At 29.5% G+C, this 20350-nt stretch carries 20 protein-coding genes; 18 read left to right on the top strand and 2 right to left on the bottom strand.

Annotated elements, in window-relative coordinates; all coding sequences use genetic code 11:
- Positions 1–148 precede the first annotated feature (148 nt).
- Complete coding sequence (locus tag AACQ14_RS16160) at positions 149–631, top strand: hypothetical protein (protein ID WP_339364624.1); 483 nt, start codon at positions 149–151, stop codon at positions 629–631.
- A 185-nt stretch (positions 632–816) separates the two neighbouring features.
- Here the strand turns inward: AACQ14_RS16160 and AACQ14_RS16155 are convergent, their stop codons facing one another.
- A complete protein-coding gene (locus AACQ14_RS16155) occupies positions 817–1575 on the bottom strand; it encodes an abortive infection system antitoxin AbiGi family protein (RefSeq protein ID WP_339364623.1) in 759 nt (252 codons plus the stop codon).
- 306 nt (positions 1576–1881) lie between these two features.
- Here AACQ14_RS16155 and AACQ14_RS16150 point away from each other — a divergent pair, with 306 nt between their 5' ends.
- The 16 genes from AACQ14_RS16150 to AACQ14_RS16075 all read left to right on the top strand — a co-directional run bounded on the left by AACQ14_RS16150 (position 1882) and on the right by AACQ14_RS16075 (position 18592).
- A complete protein-coding gene (locus AACQ14_RS16150) occupies positions 1882–2394 on the top strand; it encodes a hypothetical protein (protein ID WP_339364622.1) in 513 nt (170 codons plus the stop codon).
- A gap of 148 nt (positions 2395–2542) precedes the next feature.
- A complete protein-coding gene (locus AACQ14_RS16145; RefSeq protein WP_339364621.1) occupies positions 2543–2752 on the top strand; it encodes a hypothetical protein in 210 nt (69 codons plus the stop codon).
- Positions 2753–2755: 3 nt separating this feature from the next.
- Complete coding sequence (locus AACQ14_RS16140; protein ID WP_339364625.1) at positions 2756–3046, top strand: helix-turn-helix domain-containing protein; 291 nt, start codon at positions 2756–2758, stop codon at positions 3044–3046.
- Between the two features lie 150 nt (positions 3047–3196).
- The gene (locus tag AACQ14_RS16135) at positions 3197–3898 is read left to right on the top strand and encodes a hypothetical protein (protein ID WP_339364620.1); all 702 of its coding nucleotides are present in this window, start codon (positions 3197–3199) and stop codon (positions 3896–3898) included.
- Positions 3899–3964: 66 nt separating this feature from the next.
- The gene (locus AACQ14_RS16130) at positions 3965–4387 is read left to right on the top strand and encodes a hypothetical protein (RefSeq protein WP_339364619.1); all 423 of its coding nucleotides are present in this window, start codon (positions 3965–3967) and stop codon (positions 4385–4387) included.
- Between the two features lie 47 nt (positions 4388–4434).
- Complete coding sequence (locus AACQ14_RS16125) at positions 4435–5253, top strand: hypothetical protein (RefSeq protein ID WP_339364618.1); 819 nt, start codon at positions 4435–4437, stop codon at positions 5251–5253.
- 443 nt (positions 5254–5696) lie between these two features.
- Positions 5697–6962: a sugar ABC transporter substrate-binding protein gene (locus AACQ14_RS16120; RefSeq protein WP_339364616.1), complete on the top strand. Its 1266-nt coding sequence runs from the start codon at positions 5697–5699 to the stop codon at positions 6960–6962.
- A 101-nt stretch (positions 6963–7063) separates the two neighbouring features.
- A complete protein-coding gene (locus AACQ14_RS16115; RefSeq protein ID WP_339364615.1) occupies positions 7064–7963 on the top strand; it encodes a carbohydrate ABC transporter permease in 900 nt (299 codons plus the stop codon).
- Positions 7964–7988: 25 nt separating this feature from the next.
- Positions 7989–8813 (top strand): carbohydrate ABC transporter permease, encoded by an 825-nt coding sequence (locus AACQ14_RS16110; RefSeq protein ID WP_339364614.1) that lies wholly within the window; start codon positions 7989–7991, stop codon positions 8811–8813.
- A gap of 13 nt (positions 8814–8826) precedes the next feature.
- Positions 8827–12174, top strand: coding sequence for a GH36-type glycosyl hydrolase domain-containing protein (locus tag AACQ14_RS16105; protein ID WP_339364613.1), 3348 nt, complete (start codon positions 8827–8829; stop codon positions 12172–12174).
- Between the two features lie 74 nt (positions 12175–12248).
- Entirely contained in the window at positions 12249–13235 is a 987-nt protein-coding gene (locus tag AACQ14_RS16100; RefSeq protein WP_339364612.1) for a LacI family DNA-binding transcriptional regulator, read from the top strand.
- Between the two features lie 42 nt (positions 13236–13277).
- Positions 13278–15434 carry a glycoside hydrolase family 3 N-terminal domain-containing protein gene (locus AACQ14_RS16095; RefSeq protein WP_339364611.1) on the top strand — a complete coding sequence of 719 codons (2157 nt, stop codon included), beginning with the start codon at positions 13278–13280 and terminating at the stop codon, positions 15432–15434.
- A 303-nt stretch (positions 15435–15737) separates the two neighbouring features.
- Entirely contained in the window at positions 15738–17033 is a 1296-nt protein-coding gene (locus tag AACQ14_RS16090; protein ID WP_339364610.1) for a peptidylprolyl isomerase, read from the top strand.
- Positions 17034–17158: 125 nt separating this feature from the next.
- The gene (locus tag AACQ14_RS16085; RefSeq protein ID WP_339364609.1) at positions 17159–17476 is read left to right on the top strand and encodes a hypothetical protein; all 318 of its coding nucleotides are present in this window, start codon (positions 17159–17161) and stop codon (positions 17474–17476) included.
- A 95-nt stretch (positions 17477–17571) separates the two neighbouring features.
- Complete coding sequence (locus AACQ14_RS16080; protein WP_339364608.1) at positions 17572–18102, top strand: RNA polymerase sigma factor; 531 nt, start codon at positions 17572–17574, stop codon at positions 18100–18102.
- 4 nt (positions 18103–18106) lie between these two features.
- Entirely contained in the window at positions 18107–18592 is a 486-nt protein-coding gene (locus tag AACQ14_RS16075; RefSeq protein ID WP_339364607.1) for a zinc ribbon domain-containing protein, read from the top strand.
- A 78-nt stretch (positions 18593–18670) separates the two neighbouring features.
- On the opposite strand, the gene AACQ14_RS16070 is transcribed toward AACQ14_RS16075, so the two are convergent.
- A complete protein-coding gene (locus AACQ14_RS16070; RefSeq protein ID WP_339364606.1) occupies positions 18671–19552 on the bottom strand; it encodes a vanadium-dependent haloperoxidase in 882 nt (293 codons plus the stop codon).
- 228 nt (positions 19553–19780) lie between these two features.
- Between AACQ14_RS16070 and AACQ14_RS16065 the strand changes: the two genes are divergently transcribed.
- Positions 19781–20350, top strand: a 570-nt coding sequence (locus AACQ14_RS16065; RefSeq protein ID WP_339364605.1) for an MFS transporter, incomplete at its 3' end; no start/stop codon positions are given.

The raw sequence follows: 20350 nt of genomic DNA, 5'->3' as shown, positions 1-20350 counted from the left end.
ACGGGTGGTGGTGATTACAGTATACATTAATTAAATAAGAAACGTAAAAAAATGACTCAATATATAAAATAATTATATGTATTTTTGTAATAGTATGATATAATTCAAAATATACACAAATTAGAAAATTATATACAGGAGGGTAATTATGAGAAAAAGAAGTTTTGTAGTAATCTTAACTCTTTCAATTATGTTATTATTAGATGGTATGACTTGTTTAGCGGCTCATGGCGAAAATACTTTAAGACCTGGTGAATCTCTAAGTATGTGGCAGTGGATTGAATCCAGTAATCATGAATATTTACTTCAAATGCAAACAGGTGGAAAAATGGTTCTTTATAGTAAAAGCAGAGGTGTGCTTTGGACATCACCAATATCATATTATCCAGGATATAATCATAGACCAAATAGGTTTATAATGCAGCTTGATGGTAATTTAGTTATGTACCATAATTTATATCCTAGTAAACCAGATCCTGGCGATATAGATGATCAGATTTTGTATGATATGCCAGTCTGGGATTCCAAAACATATAATAACCCTGGTGCACATCTTATACTTCAAGATGATGGAAATCTAGTGATTTACCAAGGAACTCAACCACTTTGGGCAACAGGAACTAATCTATAGCGCTTAATAAACATTTAAGTTTTTGACTCCAATATGAAATAATTTGTGTATATAAATAATGGGAAATAGGATTTCTTAATATGGATTCGAGCTTTATTAAGGAGTCCTTTTCTTCTAGTACCTGATTACATATTAATTCAGCTGTAAAAATAATTATATTATATTGATGGTAGCTTTGTAGATAACTAAAAATTCATTTCTATGTCTTCGCTTTTAATAATTTTCGTTTTAACTATTTCTCTATATGGGTTATCTTTATAATTAGTATCAAAAAACTTGCATAGATAACGAATTTCTTCATTGTTTTTAACGATGATGAAGTTTATATCTTCTAATTCAAAATTAAGGGTATGATAATTTTTCATGGCTTCATTATATTCTTCAATCTTTTCTTCTTGTATTTCTGAACTTAAATACAATTGTTTAATATTATCTTTTTTTATTATAATAGAGTCTTTTTCTTCTTCTAAAGGAATATATCTCCATTCTCTTTCATTATAATAATCTTTAGCACCTGCTTCAATACGTACAGGTTTATAATTCATAAAAGTGTACTCAAGTGCTTTTTTTAGCCTATTTAAATCAAAATTGTCAAAGTTGATACTTTTTTTGTTGGTTATCATATCAATGCATGCATCATATTGTATTTTAATTGCGTGAATGAAGTTTGAGTTTTCATTATAGTAGTTTATTGGATTAATTCTATTAGTCATACCCCATTTTTTATTGAATCCAATGGCATAACAGCCGTATTGTTCTATATGTTTTTTTACTAAAGACAATGGGATATCACAAAAACACTTCATCAGAATATAGACTGGTTCATTAAAAAACACGGATTGTTCTTTATAATATCTAGGAGAAAATTTATTATTGAATATATCTTCCAAGAAAGAAAATTCCTTCATGAAATGAAATAAGGTTTCTGCACTAATAATACTCATATATCAAAGCTTCCTTTTCTTTATTTTAATATCTAAGGGCAAAACTATATAAGTTGAATTATATAATATCCCACAGTTCCCTTTGAGACTAAAATAGTTTGTAGTGGTATGATGTTATTTTATACAATGCAAATAAGATATATACAGAATATTTTGCGTGATATTGTTGCTTATTCCCGAATTATCTGTTAATATTAAATGAGAATTTAAACAAGATTGTATATAATCAAGTAGAAAAAATCTATGTAATAAATAAGTTTATACAATTAAAAAAGAAAAATAACATTAATAAAAAGGTGATTTTGCATGAAGAAAAAGTACTATTTAATATTTATACCCATTATTTTGTTCTTATTAATATATTCATTGAGAGTAAATACTAATTTAAATAAGATGAAAGAAACATACGACAATAAACAGAAGATGATTATGAATGATCATATACTCAGCTTTAATATTATTGGTGATTTGTATGGTGATGAAATATTAGAAACTGAATTTCCACAGATTGAAATACAGAACATAATAAATGCTCTAAAAAAAGCTGATATCAGTAATATGCATTTATTTGAAGATGATAGTTTAGACATTAGTAAATTCTATAGAGAATATACACATCTATTGGAACAATACAAAATGGAACAGATTAGAGAGGGCGTCATTGAAGAGGAACAAAAGTTCAAAGATGTTATTAACGACCTGAACATTATAAAAGGTTGGTTAGAAGATAGATATCATGATGATAACTACCAGCCATATACATATCAAGAATTGAAAGAGCAGTTAAATGATAAGTTGAAATATGCAAATTTTGAGTAAGATTATGAGTATTAACAAAGTTAGAGGTGATAAATATTTCCAATATCCATTATCTAAAAGACCATATATTATTATTTGCTGAAAAAACTCCTAACAAACATAAACATTTTGCCAAACATCTTATATTTGGAGTAGATGGATAATATTATTGATTGATGAAACAAGTGAAATTGCACGTTCAATCAGTTATAAGTTTCTCAAAGGACAAGAATATAAAATAATAGATGAAGAAATTGTTAATCAGGTCTCAATTCATTATTATAAGTGTAAAGATACTGAAGAACTAGATAAAAAAATATTATCAATATGTGATATTCAAAATTTTGCCCAAGTGATTTATGATGATAGAGTAATTTAAGTTATTAATGAAATTGATAGAACTGAAAGTATACAGAAAGATATTTTTGATAAGCTAAGTAATATTGCATGCCTATCACAGAGTCGTCTTTCACATCTTTTTAGAGAACAAGTGAAAATATCTCTAGCAAGTTTTTTTGTAATGGCAAAAATGCATAAGCCCTATAATTATTATATGCGTGGAGAAAATCTAACTACAGCTTCTATACATGCAGGATTTGATAGTCCATCACATTTTTCTGCAACGTGTAAAAAGATGTTTGGATTATCATTTTCGGATTTTAAGAGAGATTAAGTTAGCGTTTATTTAAAAGTTTCCTTTTATACAGTGATATATAATACACACAAAAAAAGGAGATTTTTATATAAATGAATAAAATAAAGAGTATGGTGAAGGACATTGTAATGTGGGAAGCTCAAAACTTTGCTTTGATATGATGAATAATTGGATAGAGCAGATGAAGAAGAGAGATTCATATATGGGGGATTATATTTCATGCTAAATACAAAAGATATATATTATGATTATTTAAATTCGTTAATTAAAGAATCAATACATACTATTGAAAACGATTTATTGGGTTTAATTACTCAAAACGATTTCTTGATAAAAGTAAGAATGATGCTTTTGAAAGAACAAAGATACAATGAGTTAGCATCTATGTATGAACTTATTGGAATGAATTATAAAAGTACTAATAAACTATTTTTCAATAATTATCTTACTTATAATTATCAAGCCCATAGTTTGCTTAATGTAAGCTGTTACTATTATAAAAATATAAATAGTGAATACTCAATTTTACTAGCACAATTAATTGCTTTCTCACAGAAAACGGTATTGGATCAAAACGTTAATACTAGGCTTGCCAATGAATATGCAATGAATGTTGAATTATTAGGTGATATATATTTATTGCTTGATAATAATAAATCTAAGAAATATTATAGCAAAGCGAAAGTTTTGTATGAAGATGTTGACCGCTATGACCAACTTTCTAGTGGTAATGAGTATTGGTGTGCTGATGTATTAAGAGAAACAAGTATAGCATTAAAAGAATGCTTTAATATTGAACTGAATTTTAGTGATTTAGGAATAGATCGAATACAACAAAAAAGTGAGTTATTCAATATAATAAATGAATGACTTTAACAAAATTTATATTTTGTATATTGTAGAAGGTGTTTAAGACTTTAAGGAATGGTGTTAATTATGAGAAGATATAAGAAAATAATAATATTACTTTTTATATCAGTACTTATTATCTTAGTGGTTAAATATATATCAACAAAGCCTACACTACATGAAGAAAGTATAAAAAGCATAACCATAGCTACCCTTTCATCTCCGCCTAAAGTTAAGAAAATAACCAGAAAAGAAGATATAGCCCAATTCGTTAACTACTATAATCAAATAAAAGGTAAGCCATTAATATTAAGAGCTTTTCAAAATCAGAAAGGTTGGGAACTGTTAATTAAGATTAATGATGGTTCACATAACTTAACACTCATAGGAAACGAAATTGAAGTAGATGGTCATTGGTTTGTGGTTGATGATGAAGTAAAAGAGAATGTTAAAAAGTTATATAATGATTTTGATTATGAAGAAATGGATTATATAATGTATGAGCAGTAATTGATAACTAATAGCAAAATATAAGATAATATATGAGGAGTAATTATATGAACAAACGTTTTAAAATGAGTGTAATATGTATATTGACCGTAATTGTTGTTATTTTGATAGCAGCATATAGAGATTATAATTATAACTTAAGTTTTAATAATAATATGAATGATATAATTGAGGACTATTCATCAACCGCTAAAGGTAGCATCGATGATTTTAATATGTTCAATGCATTTGATAGTAATAAATCCTTTTTTAATTTTGAAGTTAATTATTTCCAATCATTGATATATTCAGTTTATATAGATGTTGTATTGATTGGAATACTATGTTTTTGGGGAATAATGTATCTGCTAAATAGGAGAAAAAGAGATATTACTTTTAAAGATAATAAACAAGAAAATAATCTAGAATTTACATTAGTATGGCTTAATATACTAAACATAGTCTTTTTAATTGTGACATTATTATTTCAACATGGTTTTTCATACTATTCAAAAACACTATATGAGTTTGGTTGTGGAAATGATTTCCTAATAGCTATATTTAGTTTGTTAATACTAATTATAAATATTATAGTAGTTGCTACATATAGAAGAAAATTAAATGTTTTTTGGTATGTTAATATAATTGGATTGGTTTATATTTTAATAATCAAAATAGGTGAAGTCATTAATCAATATGATTATATTGGAAATATTAATATACATTTGACTGAGTTGATAAGCATCTTAATACTAAGCGTTTTATTATATAAATCCATTATACATATCAAAAATAGTTTTAATAAAGAAGAGAAGAAAAATATGTTGACAGTAAGTGGATTCATATTTTGCGGAATCCTTTTACTAATGTTTTTAGAAGTTATTTAGCCTATTTTATTAAAATAATAAAATATTTATGCAACATAAATCACAGAAATTAATTACTGTGATTTTTTAATGCCATTTTATGAGATTTCTTAATCCTTTTGTTGGAATAAAGATTGACAATATGAGGGATACTCAAATATAAAAGAATAAAAATATATTATGGATAAAAGATGATAATTCAGATTACAAAAACCTATATAAAGGTGAAACGTATCGAATAAAAATATAATCTTAAATATAATATTGCTCAATATAAAACATGAGATGAGGGAAAATATAACAATATAATATCAAATAAAATAATAAAAATATACAAATTATAAAAAATATACTTGAAAAATATAAAATAAGATGTTATTATACTTACAAGCTAATAAAAATTTTTTGGCTAACAGTTTAAACGTTTCGAAACATTATATTGATAATTAAAGGAGGAAATAATTATGAGTAAGAAATTTTTAGCAGGAGTTCTCTGTATGTTATTGACTGTATCACTTTTTGTAGGATGCGGTTCAAAAGATAATAGTACTCCAAAAGAAAATGACTCAAAAACAGAAGGTGTAGATGAAAAAGTAACTTTAAATATATGGGGTATGGGTGAAGAAGCAAAATTATTATCAGAGATTGAGAATGATTTTGAAACAAAAAACCCTAATATTGATATGGTTGTACAAGCTATTCCTTGGGATCAGGCACATGATAAATTATTAATGGCAGTTGCTTCAGGTAAAGGACCAGATGTTGTTCAATTAGGTACAACATGGATTCCAGAATTTGCAGAAGCAGGAGTATTAAAGGATCTAACACAATATATTGATGAATATCCTAATCTAGACCCTGCTAATTACTTTGATAGTTCAGTAGATACTACAAAATTTGATGGTAAATATATAGGTGTACCTTGGTATGTTGATACACGTGCTATGTTCTACAGAACTGACTTATTAGAAGAAGTAGGATATACTGAAGGACCTAATACATGGGATGAATTAAAAGACGCAGCAACTAAGCTGTCAGCAAGAGGAGATGAGTACTATGGAATAAGTTTTGACTTAGCAGACCAAGTATTTTCAATTCCTTACGGATGGCAAAACGGTTCAGAAATAATAAAAGATGGTAAACCTCTATTTAATGAGCCAGAATATGTTGAAGCAGTAAAATATCTTAATAGTTTCTTTGAAGAAGGATTAGCACCAATTCAAGATGATATGGATTTAATTCAAGCTTTTAAAGAAGGAATCAAACCAATGTTTGTAAGTGGACCATGGATGATAAACATTATCAAGAATCAAGTTCCAGAGATAGATGGAAAATGGGCTGTTCGTACTGTTCCAGCTAAAGAAAATAACACATCATCTGTAGGCGGTTCTAATCTTGTAATTTTTGATAATACCAAGAATGAAGAAGCAGCTTTGAAATTCATTTCTTATATGACAGAAGTACAAACACAAGTAAAATGGTTTGACGTAGCGAAATGCTTACCTGCAAGAACAGAAGCATGGAATGATGAAAGCCTTGTAAGTGACCCATTCTTTAGTGCTTTTGGAGAACAAATGAAAAATTCAAAAATAGCACCATTCATTCCAGAGTGGGAATCAATTGCAATGGAAGTTAAGAAAAGCCTCGAAGAAATTAGTATCGGTGGAGCTGATATTGAAACAGAATTAGATGAATTGAACAAGACAGTTGAAAAGATGCTTGATAAGTAATTAGTTTTAATTACTTATACATAAAATAAGGGGCTGTCGGATAATACATTTTTTGGATGGCTATCCGACAGCCCCATTTTAATCAGAAATCAGGTGACTAAATGAAAAATTTTATTAGTAAATTGAATAAATACAAATATCCTTACCTATTCATAGCTCCAGCTATAATATTACTATTTATGTTTTCTATCATTCCGATTTTTGTTTCTGTAGGAATAAGCTTTACAGATATGAATATCAAAGGATTAGCCAATTTTAATAATATTGATTTTATTGGACTTGAAAACTATATTGAATTATTGAAAGATGCTGATTTCCATCAAGCAATTCGTAATACAATATTTTATGTTGTGATTGGTGTACCTTTTGTAGTTTTTTTATCTCTTACATCAGCACTTTTGATAAATTATGGTACAGAAAAGATATTTTCCTTTTTTAGAGTAGTATACTATGCCCCTGCCGTTACTAACATCGTTGCAGTAGCAGTTGTATGGGGATTCTTATATAATACAAATTATGGTCTTCTGAATAATATCTTAAATGGATTAGGATTAGAAGGACTTCGCTGGTTGCAAGATCCTATACTTGCAAAGATATCACTTATTATTTTAGCTGTGTGGAAAGCTATAGGAATAAATATGTTGATATTTGTAGCTGCCTTAAAGGGTATACCAAAATCATATTATGAAGCAGCCAAAATTGATGGAGCTAAAAAATTCCAGACTTTACGCTATATCACATTACCTCAGTTAAGATTTTCTACATTCTTTGTTACTATAACGACTTTAATAGGTTGGATACAATTTTTTGAAGAACCAATGGTCATGACTAGCGGAGGACCTCTAGGACATACCAATTCAATGGCATTATTCATTTATCAAAATGGATTTAAGCAAAGTCAGTTCGGATATGCTGCTGCAGGTTCATTTGTATTATTTGTAATTATTATTATAGTAACACTTATACAATTTAGAATTAATAAACAAGATGCATGGGAATAAAACTATGATAACTGAGGTGAGAAAAATGAAAAAAGATAAAATGAAAATAGATAAAATTATTGTGATAATATTACTTACCATAGGTGGTATTTTGATGTTAACACCATTCATTTGGATGATTTTTTCTTCATTCAAACATGCAAATGAAGCTATGCTTGTGCCACCAACTTTATTTCCCAAAGTACCAACATTAGAAAATTATATAAAATTATTTAAAGAGTTGAATTTCTTGGTTTACTTGAAAAACACGTTGATAGTAGTTGCCATATTCTTTATTGGATTATTATTTAATGCTATGGCAGGATATGCCTTTGGTAAATTTAAGTTTCCTGGGAAGAAATTTTTATTCTATATGGTACTTGCAACAATGATGATACCTTCACAGGTTACTATGATTCCAGTTTATCTCATACTTAATAAAATGGGACTTATTAATACTATGTTAGGTATTGTGTTACCAGGTCTTGTAGGTGCATTTAATATATTCCTCTTCAAGCAGTTCATGGGAGGAGTTCCTAATGAACTTATGGAGGCTGCCAGAATAGATGGTGCAGGGGAATATTATATATTTTTTAAATTGATTATACCAATATCAAAACCAATTTTAGCAGTACAAGGAATATTGACATTCATAGCAGGATGGAATAATTTTTTATGGCCATTGATAATTGCCAATGATGAGAAATTCTATACATTATCTGTAGGATTATCCTTACTAAAGGGACAAAATGTAACCAACTTTGCTTTACAGATGGCAGGTGCTTCAATAATGGTAGTACCTATAATGATTATTTTTTGCATATTCCAGAAACACATCATGGAAGGATTTGTTACTTCAGGAATAAAATAGGAGGATGCACATATTGAGATTAAGACAAGAAAATAATCTTATAAGTATTAAAAAAGATAGTACGCAATTTACTTTTTTAGATACAGGAGATTTAAGAGAAATAAGAAATAATGAAATAATGATTAATCAGATGATAGGTGACCCTATCTATGGTTCAATAAATAATATATATCTTCGTATTTACAAAGATACTAAGATTGATAACTATAAAATGTTAGGTATAAATTCTAATAGTTTATTTTCCTATAATGATGAAAGTGTCAGATGGGAGGGTAATATTGAAGGAATAATATATAAAATAACACTTACCCTAGTTAATGAGAATACATGGTGTTACGATATCATACTGGATGGAAATAATGAAACGGTAGATATAGTATATGGACAAGATATAAGCATTGCAGATAAAGGTGGAGTATTAGCCAACGAATTGTATATCAGTCAATATATAGACCATAAAGTCTTAAAAGGAAAATGTGGATATGTTATAAGTTCCAGACAAAATCAAAAACAATCCTGTGGATATCCATATATTCAACAGGGAAGTAAAGGTATAGAGACTGTAGGTTATTCTACAGATGCAACACAATTTTTTTGTAAAACATATAAGAAAAATAATCAAGAAGCAGCTTTAGAAGGTAATCTTGAAAATGATAATTATCAATATGAATTGAGCTATATTGCTCTTCAAACTAAAAAAATAATGATGGACAAACCAGTAAACTTTGGATTTTATGGAGTATTTCAAAAGGATTTTAAAAAAGCTGTTGAAACAATTGAATTTAATGAAGAAAAAGAAAATGCTAGGAAGTATATAGATAAGGTAAAGAGTGATGATTTTATTAGAGTAAAAAAAGTTAGTTTATCAGATAGTATTGGTGAACCTTTATATAGTGATACACTGAGTAATAATGAACTAGATAAATATTTTCCTACACGAATTCTAGAGGAAAAAGTTCAAGGTAAATTGCTTTCCTTTTTCAGTAATGGACATAAGCATATTGTTTTACAAGAAAAAGAGTTGCTGGAAGAAAGACCTAGTGGACATATCATTGCAAATGCCGTAGATGAGAAAAATATAAGTAAAGAAACTATAACATCTACTAATTATATGTATGGTGTTTTTAATTCACAACTTGTAGTAGGTAATACCTCTCTTAACAAGATGTTATCTCAAACAAGAGGAACATTGAATATACAAAAGAATTCAGGACAACGTATTTATATTAAAAACAGTGGAAGATACCGAATTCTAACTCTACCTGCTGCATATGAGATGGGACAGAACTTTGCAAGATGGTACTATAAAATTGATGAAGATATGTTGATTGTTACTAGTTACGTAGCGGCTGATTCATCAGATGTTATATTAGAAATTAAATCTGAACTTGGAAGAGCATATGAGATGCTCATTACTAATCAATTGGTAATGGGAGAGCATGAATTTCAAAATCAATGTGAAGTTGAGATAGATAGTAATAAAATAGTCCTTAGACCAAATTCTAATAGTTTCACAGGAAAAGTTTACGAAAACCTTCATTATACTATTAGGTTAAATGGTTCACAAATGGATGTAATACAAGATAATGTGTTCTTTGAAGATGACAAGGTTCGTAATGGTACACTATTAACACTGAAAATTAAGCCTTCAGCATCTGTACAATTAATTATATCAGGTAATCTTGGATATAGAGAAGACAGAAAATATAATTATAATTTTGAAACAGAGAAGAAAAAATATAATGAATTCTACGAAAGACTTACTTGTGGCTTCAGCTTAGATTTGCCAGGAAAAGATAATAGGGATATAGTTAAGATAAATGAGATTTTCTGGTGGTACACTCATAATGCTATGATACATTATGCTGTACCTCACGGATTGGAACAACCAGGCGGAGCAGCTTGGGGAACTAGAGATATTTGTCAGGGACCTATTGAATATTTTATGGCAACTCAGCATTATGAAGTAGTTAGAGATATAATCATTGAGATATATTCACATCAGTTTTTTGAAAATAAGGAATGGCCTCAATGGTTTATGATTGATAATTATCATATACAGCAGGAAGATTGTCATGGAGATGTGGTACTTTGGCCATTGAAAGTAGTTGGAGATTATCTAAGAGTTACAGGTGATACTAATATTGTAAATGAATTAATAGGTTTCAGAAATATTGATGGAAGCATCTCTAATGAGCAAGAAACTCTTATAGAACATATGAAATATGCTGTAGATACCATAAAACAACGTTTTATGTATGATACGACTTTAATCTCTTATGCTGGAGGAGATTGGGATGATACACTTCAACCTGCCAGTGAAGAATTAAAAGAGAAATTAGTAAGTTCATGGACTGTAGCACTTACATATCAGGTAATTAAACAACTTGGTGAAGTTCTTGAAAAAGTAGATAAGGATTGGTCCAAAGAACTTCTAGGATTGTCAGAATCAATCAATAAAGATTTCAATGAATTATTGATAAAAGGTGGAGTTATTGCAGGATTTGCGTATTTTGAAAATGAAAAAGATATGGAATATATGCTTCATCCAGAAGATAATAAAACTGGTATTGAATATAGATTATTACCTATGACAAGAAGTATTATTTCAGAATTAGTATCAAAACAGCAAGCTGATATGAATGTAAGAATTATAGATGAACATCTTAATTGTACTGATGGAGTTAGACTCATGAATCATCCTGCATGTTACAAAGGTGGAGTAATTGAATATTTTAAAAGAGCTGAACAAGCATCTAATGTTGGAAGAGAAATAAGTCTAAATTATATTCATGCTCATATTCGATATATAGAGGCTGTAGCTAAGTTAGGATTGGCTCAAGAAGCATGGGATGCAATGATGAAGATAAATCCAATACTAATACAAGAAAAAGTTCCAAATGCAGAAATAAGACAGAGTAACACATATTTCAGTAGTTCTGAAGGAATGTTCAATGATCGATATATATATGAAGAGAACTTTGATAAGCTTCGTAATGGTGATATAGGTGTAAAAGGCGGATGGCGTATATATTCAAGTGGTCCTGGAATATATCTAAATCAAATTATAAGCAATATTCTTGGTATAAGGATGACATCCAATTCAATAATTATTGATCCTATACTTAGTAAGGAATTGGATGGATTGATTCTGAATTATAATTATATGAGAAAACCTGTAAAATGGATTTATCATATAAAGGGTGACACAGGTAAAATAAGAAAAGTTATTATAAATGATAAGGAAATAGATTTTGCCATATTCGATAATGAATATCGTCATGGTGGAATTACCGTTGATAAAAATACTTTTGAAGATATTTTGAAGCAAGAGGGTATTGTTAATATCTACGTTGAGTAAGTTATATTAGTTTTGGTATATTAATCTGATATGTTATAATAGGTAAAAGCAGGGATAGAAGAGGGTGATGATAAGTGCCTACAATAAAAGATGTAGCAAAATTAGCAGGAGTTTCTATATCGACAGTATCATATGCTCTAAACGGAACAAGAAGCATAAGCGAGGAAACTAAGAAAAAAGTATATGCTGCAGTAAAAGAATTGGATTATAAACCCAGTGGTATTGCAAGAAGCTTAAAAATGAAAAGAAACCATATGATAGCAGTAGTAGTAAATGAGTTTATTGGACCCATTTATCAAGAAATTATTCATGGCGTGAGCAAGGCTGCTAAAAAATATGGCTATGAAGTTATTGCAGCTGAATGTTTTTCGGAGAAAAGTGAAATCACAAAAGTATTATCTGAAAGATTTGTTGATGGTGCTGTTATTTTGGCCTCATATCTAAGTGACAATATGATAAAAGATTTAGCAGGGGATAATTTCCCTATTGTAGTTTTAGATAGAGAAATAAAAAATAAAAATATAACCAGTATTTTAATTAATAACGAATCAGGAGCTTATGAGGCAATCAATTATTTTTATGAAAAAGGACATAGAAAAATTGGTTTCCTAGGAGGTCCAAACAATTCGTATGATAACAATACACGTTATAAAGGATTTATAAATGCTATGGATAAATTTAACTTGGACTTTCCAAAACAATGGTGTCTAACTTCTAATTTTACAGAAGAAGGAGGGTACCAAGTTGTTAGAGAGTTCTTGGAAAATATTCCTTCAAAACAATTGCCTAGTGCTTTTTTCGTTAGCAATGACGAAATGGCAATAGGTGCCATGCGTGCTTTTAAAGAGTACGGAATCAGTATTCCAGAACAGATGGCAATTATCGGGTTTGATGATATAGAGTTATGTAAATATGTTACTCCTAATCTAAGTACTGTACATAGACCATGTTTCGGACTAGGGACAATGGCTGCCAACAGTCTTATAAGTAAATTAGAAGGAGAAAAGGTTTCTAATCTAATAAGTCTTTCATCAGAACTTGTTATCAGGGAAAGTTGCTAACAGTTAATGATATAATTATTCCATGAGAGGTGTAATCTAATAATGAATAAAGAAGTTGATATAAATGAGTTATTGAAAGAACTTTCTCTATCAGAAAAAATTGGACAATTACAGCAATTAGCTTCCCAATTTTATATAAAAGATTCTGAAGGAGAACTTACTGGACCCTTAAAAGACCTAGGGATATCAGAAGAAAAAATATGGGTTTCAGGTAGTGTTCTAGGAGTAAAAGATGCTGAAGAAGCTCGGAGAATTCAAGATAAATACCTAGATAAAAGCAGTACAAAGATTCCTCTATTATTTATGGCTGATATCATTCATGGATACAGAACCATTTTCCCTATACCACTTGCAATAGGATGTACATGGAATCTTAATAATGCAGTGTTGTGTGGACAAGTATCTGCCAAAGAAGCAGCACTTTCAGGGGTGCATGTGACTTTCTCACCTATGGTTGACTTAGTTAGAGACCCTAGATGGGGTAGAGTGATGGAGTCTACTGGAGAAGATACATATCTTAATAGTGTCTTTGGTAAAGCTTTTGTAGAAGGATATCAGGGAGATTTATCTTCTAATTATAATATAGCTTCTTGTGTAAAACACTTTGCAGCTTATGGTGCGGTAGAAGCTGGGAGAGAATACAATACAGTTGATTTATCTGATAGACAATTAAAAGAATACTATCTTCCTTCATATGAATCATCTATAGATGAGGGTGCTAAGATGGTTATGACTTCTTTTAATACAATTCATGGTGTACCTGCTTCTGGCAGTAAATATCTTATGCGAGATATTCTAAGGGATAACTTCCAGTTTGATGGTGTTGTTATCTCCGACTGGGGTGCTGTTGGAGAATTGCAGGTACACGGTGTTGCAGCAGATGATGAAGAAGTGGCTGAAAAAGCTATAAGTGCAGGGGTAGACGTTGAAATGATGACTTCTTGTTATATTAACAATCTTGAAAACCTTGTAAAAGAAGGCAGGGTACAAGAAGAATTAATAGACGAAGCTGTACTTAGAATACTACAGTTGAAAAAAGATCTAGGATTATTCAGTGACCCGTACAGAGGTATGGATGGAGATAAAGCAAAACAAATGTTTTTGTGTAATGAACACAAAGAAGCCGTAAGAAAAGTTGCTAGAGAATCAATAGTTCTCTTAAAAAATGAAAATGTACTACCTCTATCTAAGGATAAAAAAGTAGCTGTCATTGGACCAAAAGGGGACAGTACTGATTTACTTGGAGGCTGGTCATGGCAAGGAAGAAAAGAAAAAATTACAACTCTAAAAGAAAATCTAATTGAAGGAATAGGAAATAACCTTATATCATATGCAGAAGGTTGTGATATCAATGGTCATGATGAAAGCGGTTTTGAAGAAGCTGTAAATGTAGCAAAAGAAGCTGACGTTGTTATATTAGCCTTAGGAGAAAGTTCAGAAATGAGCGGTGAAGGTGGAAGTAGAGCATATATAGGATTGCCTGGAGTACAGGAAAAACTTGCAGAAGAAATTTTAAGATTAAACAAACCTACTGTAGTTTTACTATTCAGCGGTCGTCCACTTGAAATAACAAATCTCAGTGAAAAAGCTCCTGCAATAATAGAGGCATGGTTTCCTGGTACAGAAGGCGGAGCAGCTATTACTGAAGTGTTATACGGAGACTTCAATCCTTCTGGCAGACTGACAATGAGTTTTCCTTATGCTACCGGTCAAATACCAGTATATTACAATTGCTACAATACAGGCAGACCAAAAACATCTAATACTGCTGAAACAAGGTATGTTTCTCAGTTTATAGATATTCCCAATGAACCTCTTTATCCTTTTGGATATGGACTTAGTTATACACAGTTCCAATATAAAGATTTCACTTTAAGTTCTGATAAAATGACTAAGGATGATAAAATAATTGCTTCTGTAACAGTAAAAAATATTGGTGATAGAAAAGGAACAGAAACAGTACAATTCTACATAAGAGATTTGGTAGGAAGTACTGTAAGACCAGTAAAAGAGCTAAAGGGATTCAAAAGGATAGAGCTTGAAGCACAGGAAGAATCAAAAGTTGAATTTGTGATAACAGAAGAAATGTTAAGATATTATAATATAGATAGTGAATTAGTAAGTGAACCAGGAGATTTCCACGCAATGGTAGGAAGTAATTCAGCAGATACTTATACTAAAAAGTTCACTTTACTATAAATTCCATATGAGCAAGAATAAGTATAAGGATTATTTCTCTAATGTATTTTTATTTTATATTCCAGATAGAAAGGTCTATGTTGGTATTGAATAGAATTATGTTGGGGGATATTCCTTTTTGAATTATATGGAACTTTTTATTGCTCTATGTCTTATTATCTGATATCATTATAATAATATAATTAAAGAAAATTTAAATTATATTATTATTTGCATTATTTATACCATATTTATGAATTAATCTGAATAAAAGTATAAATAACTTACATATGTGATTATTTACTTAGGACAAAGGAGGAAGAAATGAAGAATTATAAACATTTTATTTTAGGATTTGTTACTGCAACTTTTTTATCAGCTGCTGTAATAGGAGTCTCAGCTAGTGGGTTAGTAAAAGATATAACCGCTAAGATATCTTATGAGATCAGAACAGTATTGGACGGTGAAGAATTTAGTCCAAAAGATACTGATGGTACTGAATTAGAACCAATTATATATAATGGAAGAACATACTTACCTGTTCGTTCATTATGTGATGCTCTCGGTGTATCCGTAGGGTGGGAAAATGATACGAAATCAATTATATTATCTACACAACCTGATACTAATTATGAAGATACTATAGTTACTATAAATGGCGAAAATAAGATTACCCTTGGTGAAATCAATCTATATTTAGGGCAAATAAAAACTCAATATGAATCATATTTCGGACCTAATGTATGGGAACAGACAACAGAAGATGGGCAATCTGTAGAACAGGTAGCTAAAGATAATGCCATTAGTGCAGCTCAATCTAATAACCTTATAGGTTTAATAGCCAAACAAAAGGGTATAAAATTATCTGATGAACAACAAAAGGGTATTGATAGCCAAGTGAATAATTTTATGAGTGCATTACAGAAAGAAAGTACTGGCAAAAGTGGTATTACTCAAGAAATTGTTAAGAAAACAATGGAAAATCAAGAGTTATATAAATTATTATATAATAAAGAAATGAAGGATTATACTGCTGATGAAGAGAAACTAAACGCTATTTTAGACCAAAATGTACAATATAAGAGATATCAAGAAAATGGTTATGAATATTATGCTAAAAAGGTTAGAGCAAGACATATATTAATAAAAACAGTAGATGATAGTAATCAACCTTTATCAGAAGACAAAAAGGTAGAGGCTAAAAAAGAAGCTGAGAAAATATTATCTAAAGCTAAAGCAGGAGAAGATTTTGCCGCACTAGCAAAGGAGTATTCACAAGATCCTGGTTCTAAAGATAATGGTGGAGAATATACTTTTGCAAGAGGAGAAATGATATCAGAATTTGAAGAAGCTGCTTTTAATCTCAAGCCAGGAGAAATAAGTAAAATTGTTGAGACTGGATATGGATACCATATCATTAAATTAGAAGAAGTGATAGAACCTACAGAGGAAGATATTAAAGCGATAAAAGATAATGAAGCTAATATTAAAGCTCAAGCCATTGAACAATTAAAGCTACAAGCATTTAATAAAAAAGTTGAAGAATGGCAAGCTGATTATAAAATAGAAATTAATGATGAGATTTGGAAGAATGTTAAGATTTCTGAATTTGAATTTTAGATTGAATGTTTAGCATCCGAAAGGATGCTTTTTTTATACTAACTAATAGTGATTATTAAAAACATACCCCTTTAAATTTATTGGTTTTAATATTATACTATTTAATAATAGGAGGGTGAAGCATCATGAAAAGATTAAAAAATATTTTTCTGAGTCGTTTATTTCCATTATTTGCGTTTTTAATTACAACTATAGGTACAATAATAATAATTTACAGTTTGGCTTCCATAGATGAGTATAATGGTGGAATAACAGTTAATATATTATTAATTGTTTTACACATTTTACCTATTGCTGGGGTAATATCTTCAATAATGCATTTAATTATAACAAGGACTAACATAGTATCAACAATAGTATTAATGCTTTTTAATGTAATCTGGATTACTATTGATGCCATAGTTATTATTGCATATTTTATTTCCTCTCCAATGAATTTGTAATTAAGAATATAAGAAATAAAAATATTTTTTCGAACCTTTTATTATCTCGCTCGTAATAATAGATGTAGGCAGACAAGAGCAAAAGGGGTGAGGACTTGGATGAAAAAATAATCATTGAAAGATGTAAAAATGGATATAGTGAATATTTTGAAATACTTATTAAAAAATATGAAGGCATGCTATATAAATATTGTTTCTATCTAACTGGTTCCCAAGAAGAGGGAAAAGATCTTTTCCAAGAAACATGGTTAAAAGCTTATTCAAAAATAAAACTGTATTCAGACAAATATCTTTTTAAAAATTGGTTACTATCTATTGCATCAAATACTTATAAAGATTGGTATCGTAAACAAAAAAGATGGTCCAGTAAAATAAAAAATTATTTTACAGAAGATAAAATGGATAAAGAATTAGCATCCATACCCTCAAAAGATCATTTGCCAGAAGAAGAATTTTTATTCAAAGATATTTCTAAGGAATTAAAAAAATCAGTATTAGAACTAAAACCACATTATAAGATAGTTATTCTTCTTTTCTACTTTGAAGATAAGAGTATCAAGGAAATAAGTTATATACTTAATGTTCCTGAAGGAACTGTAAAATCTAAATTAGAACTACTGCTATAATTGTATGAACGAGAATACTAATAAGTTTAAAATAATATTTTGGATTATTACTTCAGTTATAATATTAGGTATAGCGAGTATGGTATCTATTGTAATCCTAAGTGGTGCGATCAAAGAACAGGATATTATTCCTTCAATTATAGTGGGTATTTTTGGTTTATTTATTTCATTAATTCCAATTATTATGGGTATATTGGTTCATAAAGATGCTAAGAGATTACAGATGGATCCTTGGATGTGGACTTTAATTGTTATGTATGTTCCCTATTTCATAGGGTTAATCATTTATTTGGTAGTTCGAAGCAATGAAAAAAATAAATCAAGATGTATTAATTGTGGTAGTGCCGTAGAATCAGATTATAATATTTGTCCTAATTGTGGACATCAATTAGCTGATGTATGTTCCAATTGCGGTAGGTACGTAAAAAAAGGATTTTCCATATGTCCTTATTGTGGAAAAGATATAGAAAAAAGTAGTATGATGAAATAGTTATACCAATAACAATAATACATTAAATAAAAAATCCATGTGACTAATATATATAGTAGCATGGATTTTTTAATTCTACTAATCATCATCTATAGTTAATGAAGTACATTTCATACTGCCAAAATCAGGAATGACTTGTTTGTATGGTGGAGGTGGTAGTTTAGGGTGTTTACTAACAAGTATTGGATAATCTATCTGAGAAAGATTGATATCATATTGATTCTTCAGCTGTTCTACAACTATTCGACCTATTTGTCTGCCTAATCTTAGTCCTTCTCTAAGGTCAATAGGATAATGGACTCCACCATAAAGTCTTGAAATAGCACATTGCTTAGCTAGTTCATTAAGTCTTTCTTTATCAGCTTCAAAAAAATAACTTAAAACTGTTTCAGCACAACCTGCTATAGTAGCATGACCAGCTGGGTAACTAGGGTGTCTAGGGGTACATAAAAAAGTTTTTAATGTTTGATCCAATTGATTTGGTCTTGGAATCTGCCATCTAAACTTAAAATGCCATGCAATAACAAAGGCATCATTTAATGCGCCCTGTATAGCAGCAAGTATTCGAGCGGCCCTTGGTGCTGAGATGTTATAGGTAGTAATTAAAATATCTATAATAGGTGTGAATTGTTTCGTAGCAGGACCAGTTCCCCAATAAGTTGCTACTTTTTTTTGAAAATCGGTTAAGTTATCAAGTGTTTCCTTTACAATGCTAAGTTGTTTCCCTTCAAAATCAATTCCTTGATCAGGACTTCTAATCTCGAAAGCTACAATATTTCCATCAGGGTCTAAAAATCTTCCTTGTTCATCTCTTGAAAAGAAATATGTAGGCCATGAACTTGCATAAGGTTCTTCTTTAGTAGGCACCCGTTTTTCTCCAGCATATGAAAGTTGTTCCCATTTACCAGGTATATTAACGTTTGTTTTTTTGTATGTTTCTTTTGCTATAATTGTCACCACCTCTTAAAAACTTGTCCATGAATAAAAAAAGTACTTTTGATATATATTATGTTGTAACTTTTAAAACGTTACATATTATACAATTATATTTGTGTTTTATCTAAATATGAAATATAATTGTAATGAACACAACAAATATTGATTATAAACAGTTAATATAATCTCTTGACATAAGCTTAACTCCATTTATTAAAATGATTATATTATAATTTACTGGAGGAATTTTACATGTTTAAAAAGATATTCAATATGTTTTCTCAATACAAAGGTCTATCCAAATCAGCATATGTTATATTTTATGCTAGAATCATCACCAATATGGGCGCTTTCATCTGGCCTCTATTAACACTTATTCTAAGTAGGAAAATAGGATATTCAGCTTTAACTATATCATACATATCAGTAGGTATAGGAGTATTATTTATACCAGCTAATATAATAGGTGGTAAACTTGCTGACAAGTATAATCGTAAAAAATTAATAATAATATTTGACTTGATTAGTGTTACGTTCTTTATATCATGTGCATTTGTGAAACCTGGTAATTTAATGACTATATTATTTGCTATAGCAGGTATTTTTGCTAATATAGAAGGTCCTGCTTTTGAAGCATTAATAGCGGACGTATCTAAACCACAAGAGAGAGAAAAAGTATATTCATTATCTTATCTAGGACATAATCTAGGATTTATGGTTGGAGCCGCTATAGGAGGATTCTTATTTGAAAATTATCTAAGCCTAGCCTTCATTATTGATGGATTAACAACACTCACATCTACAATATTGATTATTGTTTTT

This window comes from Vallitalea maricola (assembly GCF_036985595.1).
Lineage (GTDB): Bacteria > Bacillota > Clostridia > Lachnospirales > Vallitaleaceae > Vallitalea > Vallitalea maricola.
Note: the sequence above shows the minus strand (reverse complement) of the source record. Positions and strands in the feature narration are given on the sequence as shown.

What these genes read in the sequence shown, in the direction of transcription:
- AACQ14_RS16160 (WP_339364624.1), top strand. Translation starts at nt 149, where the DNA reads ATGAGAAAAAGAAGTTTTGTAGTAATCTTAACTCTTTCAATTATGTTA.
- AACQ14_RS16155 (WP_339364623.1), bottom strand. Translation starts at nt 1,575, where the DNA reads ATGAGTATTATTAGTGCAGAAACCTTATTTCATTTCATGAAGGAATTT.
- AACQ14_RS16150 (WP_339364622.1), top strand. Translation starts at nt 1,882, where the DNA reads ATGAAGAAAAAGTACTATTTAATATTTATACCCATTATTTTGTTCTTA.
- AACQ14_RS16130 (WP_339364619.1), top strand. Translation starts at nt 3,965, where the DNA reads ATGAGAAGATATAAGAAAATAATAATATTACTTTTTATATCAGTACTT.
- AACQ14_RS16125 (WP_339364618.1), top strand. Translation starts at nt 4,435, where the DNA reads ATGAACAAACGTTTTAAAATGAGTGTAATATGTATATTGACCGTAATT.
- AACQ14_RS16120 (WP_339364616.1), top strand. Translation starts at nt 5,697, where the DNA reads ATGAGTAAGAAATTTTTAGCAGGAGTTCTCTGTATGTTATTGACTGTA.
- AACQ14_RS16115 (WP_339364615.1), top strand. Translation starts at nt 7,064, where the DNA reads ATGAAAAATTTTATTAGTAAATTGAATAAATACAAATATCCTTACCTA.
- AACQ14_RS16110 (WP_339364614.1), top strand. Translation starts at nt 7,989, where the DNA reads ATGAAAAAAGATAAAATGAAAATAGATAAAATTATTGTGATAATATTA.
- AACQ14_RS16095 (WP_339364611.1), top strand. Translation starts at nt 13,278, where the DNA reads ATGAATAAAGAAGTTGATATAAATGAGTTATTGAAAGAACTTTCTCTA.
- AACQ14_RS16090 (WP_339364610.1), top strand. Translation starts at nt 15,738, where the DNA reads ATGAAGAATTATAAACATTTTATTTTAGGATTTGTTACTGCAACTTTT.
- AACQ14_RS16085 (WP_339364609.1), top strand. Translation starts at nt 17,159, where the DNA reads ATGAAAAGATTAAAAAATATTTTTCTGAGTCGTTTATTTCCATTATTT.
- AACQ14_RS16075 (WP_339364607.1), top strand. Translation starts at nt 18,107, where the DNA reads ATGAACGAGAATACTAATAAGTTTAAAATAATATTTTGGATTATTACT.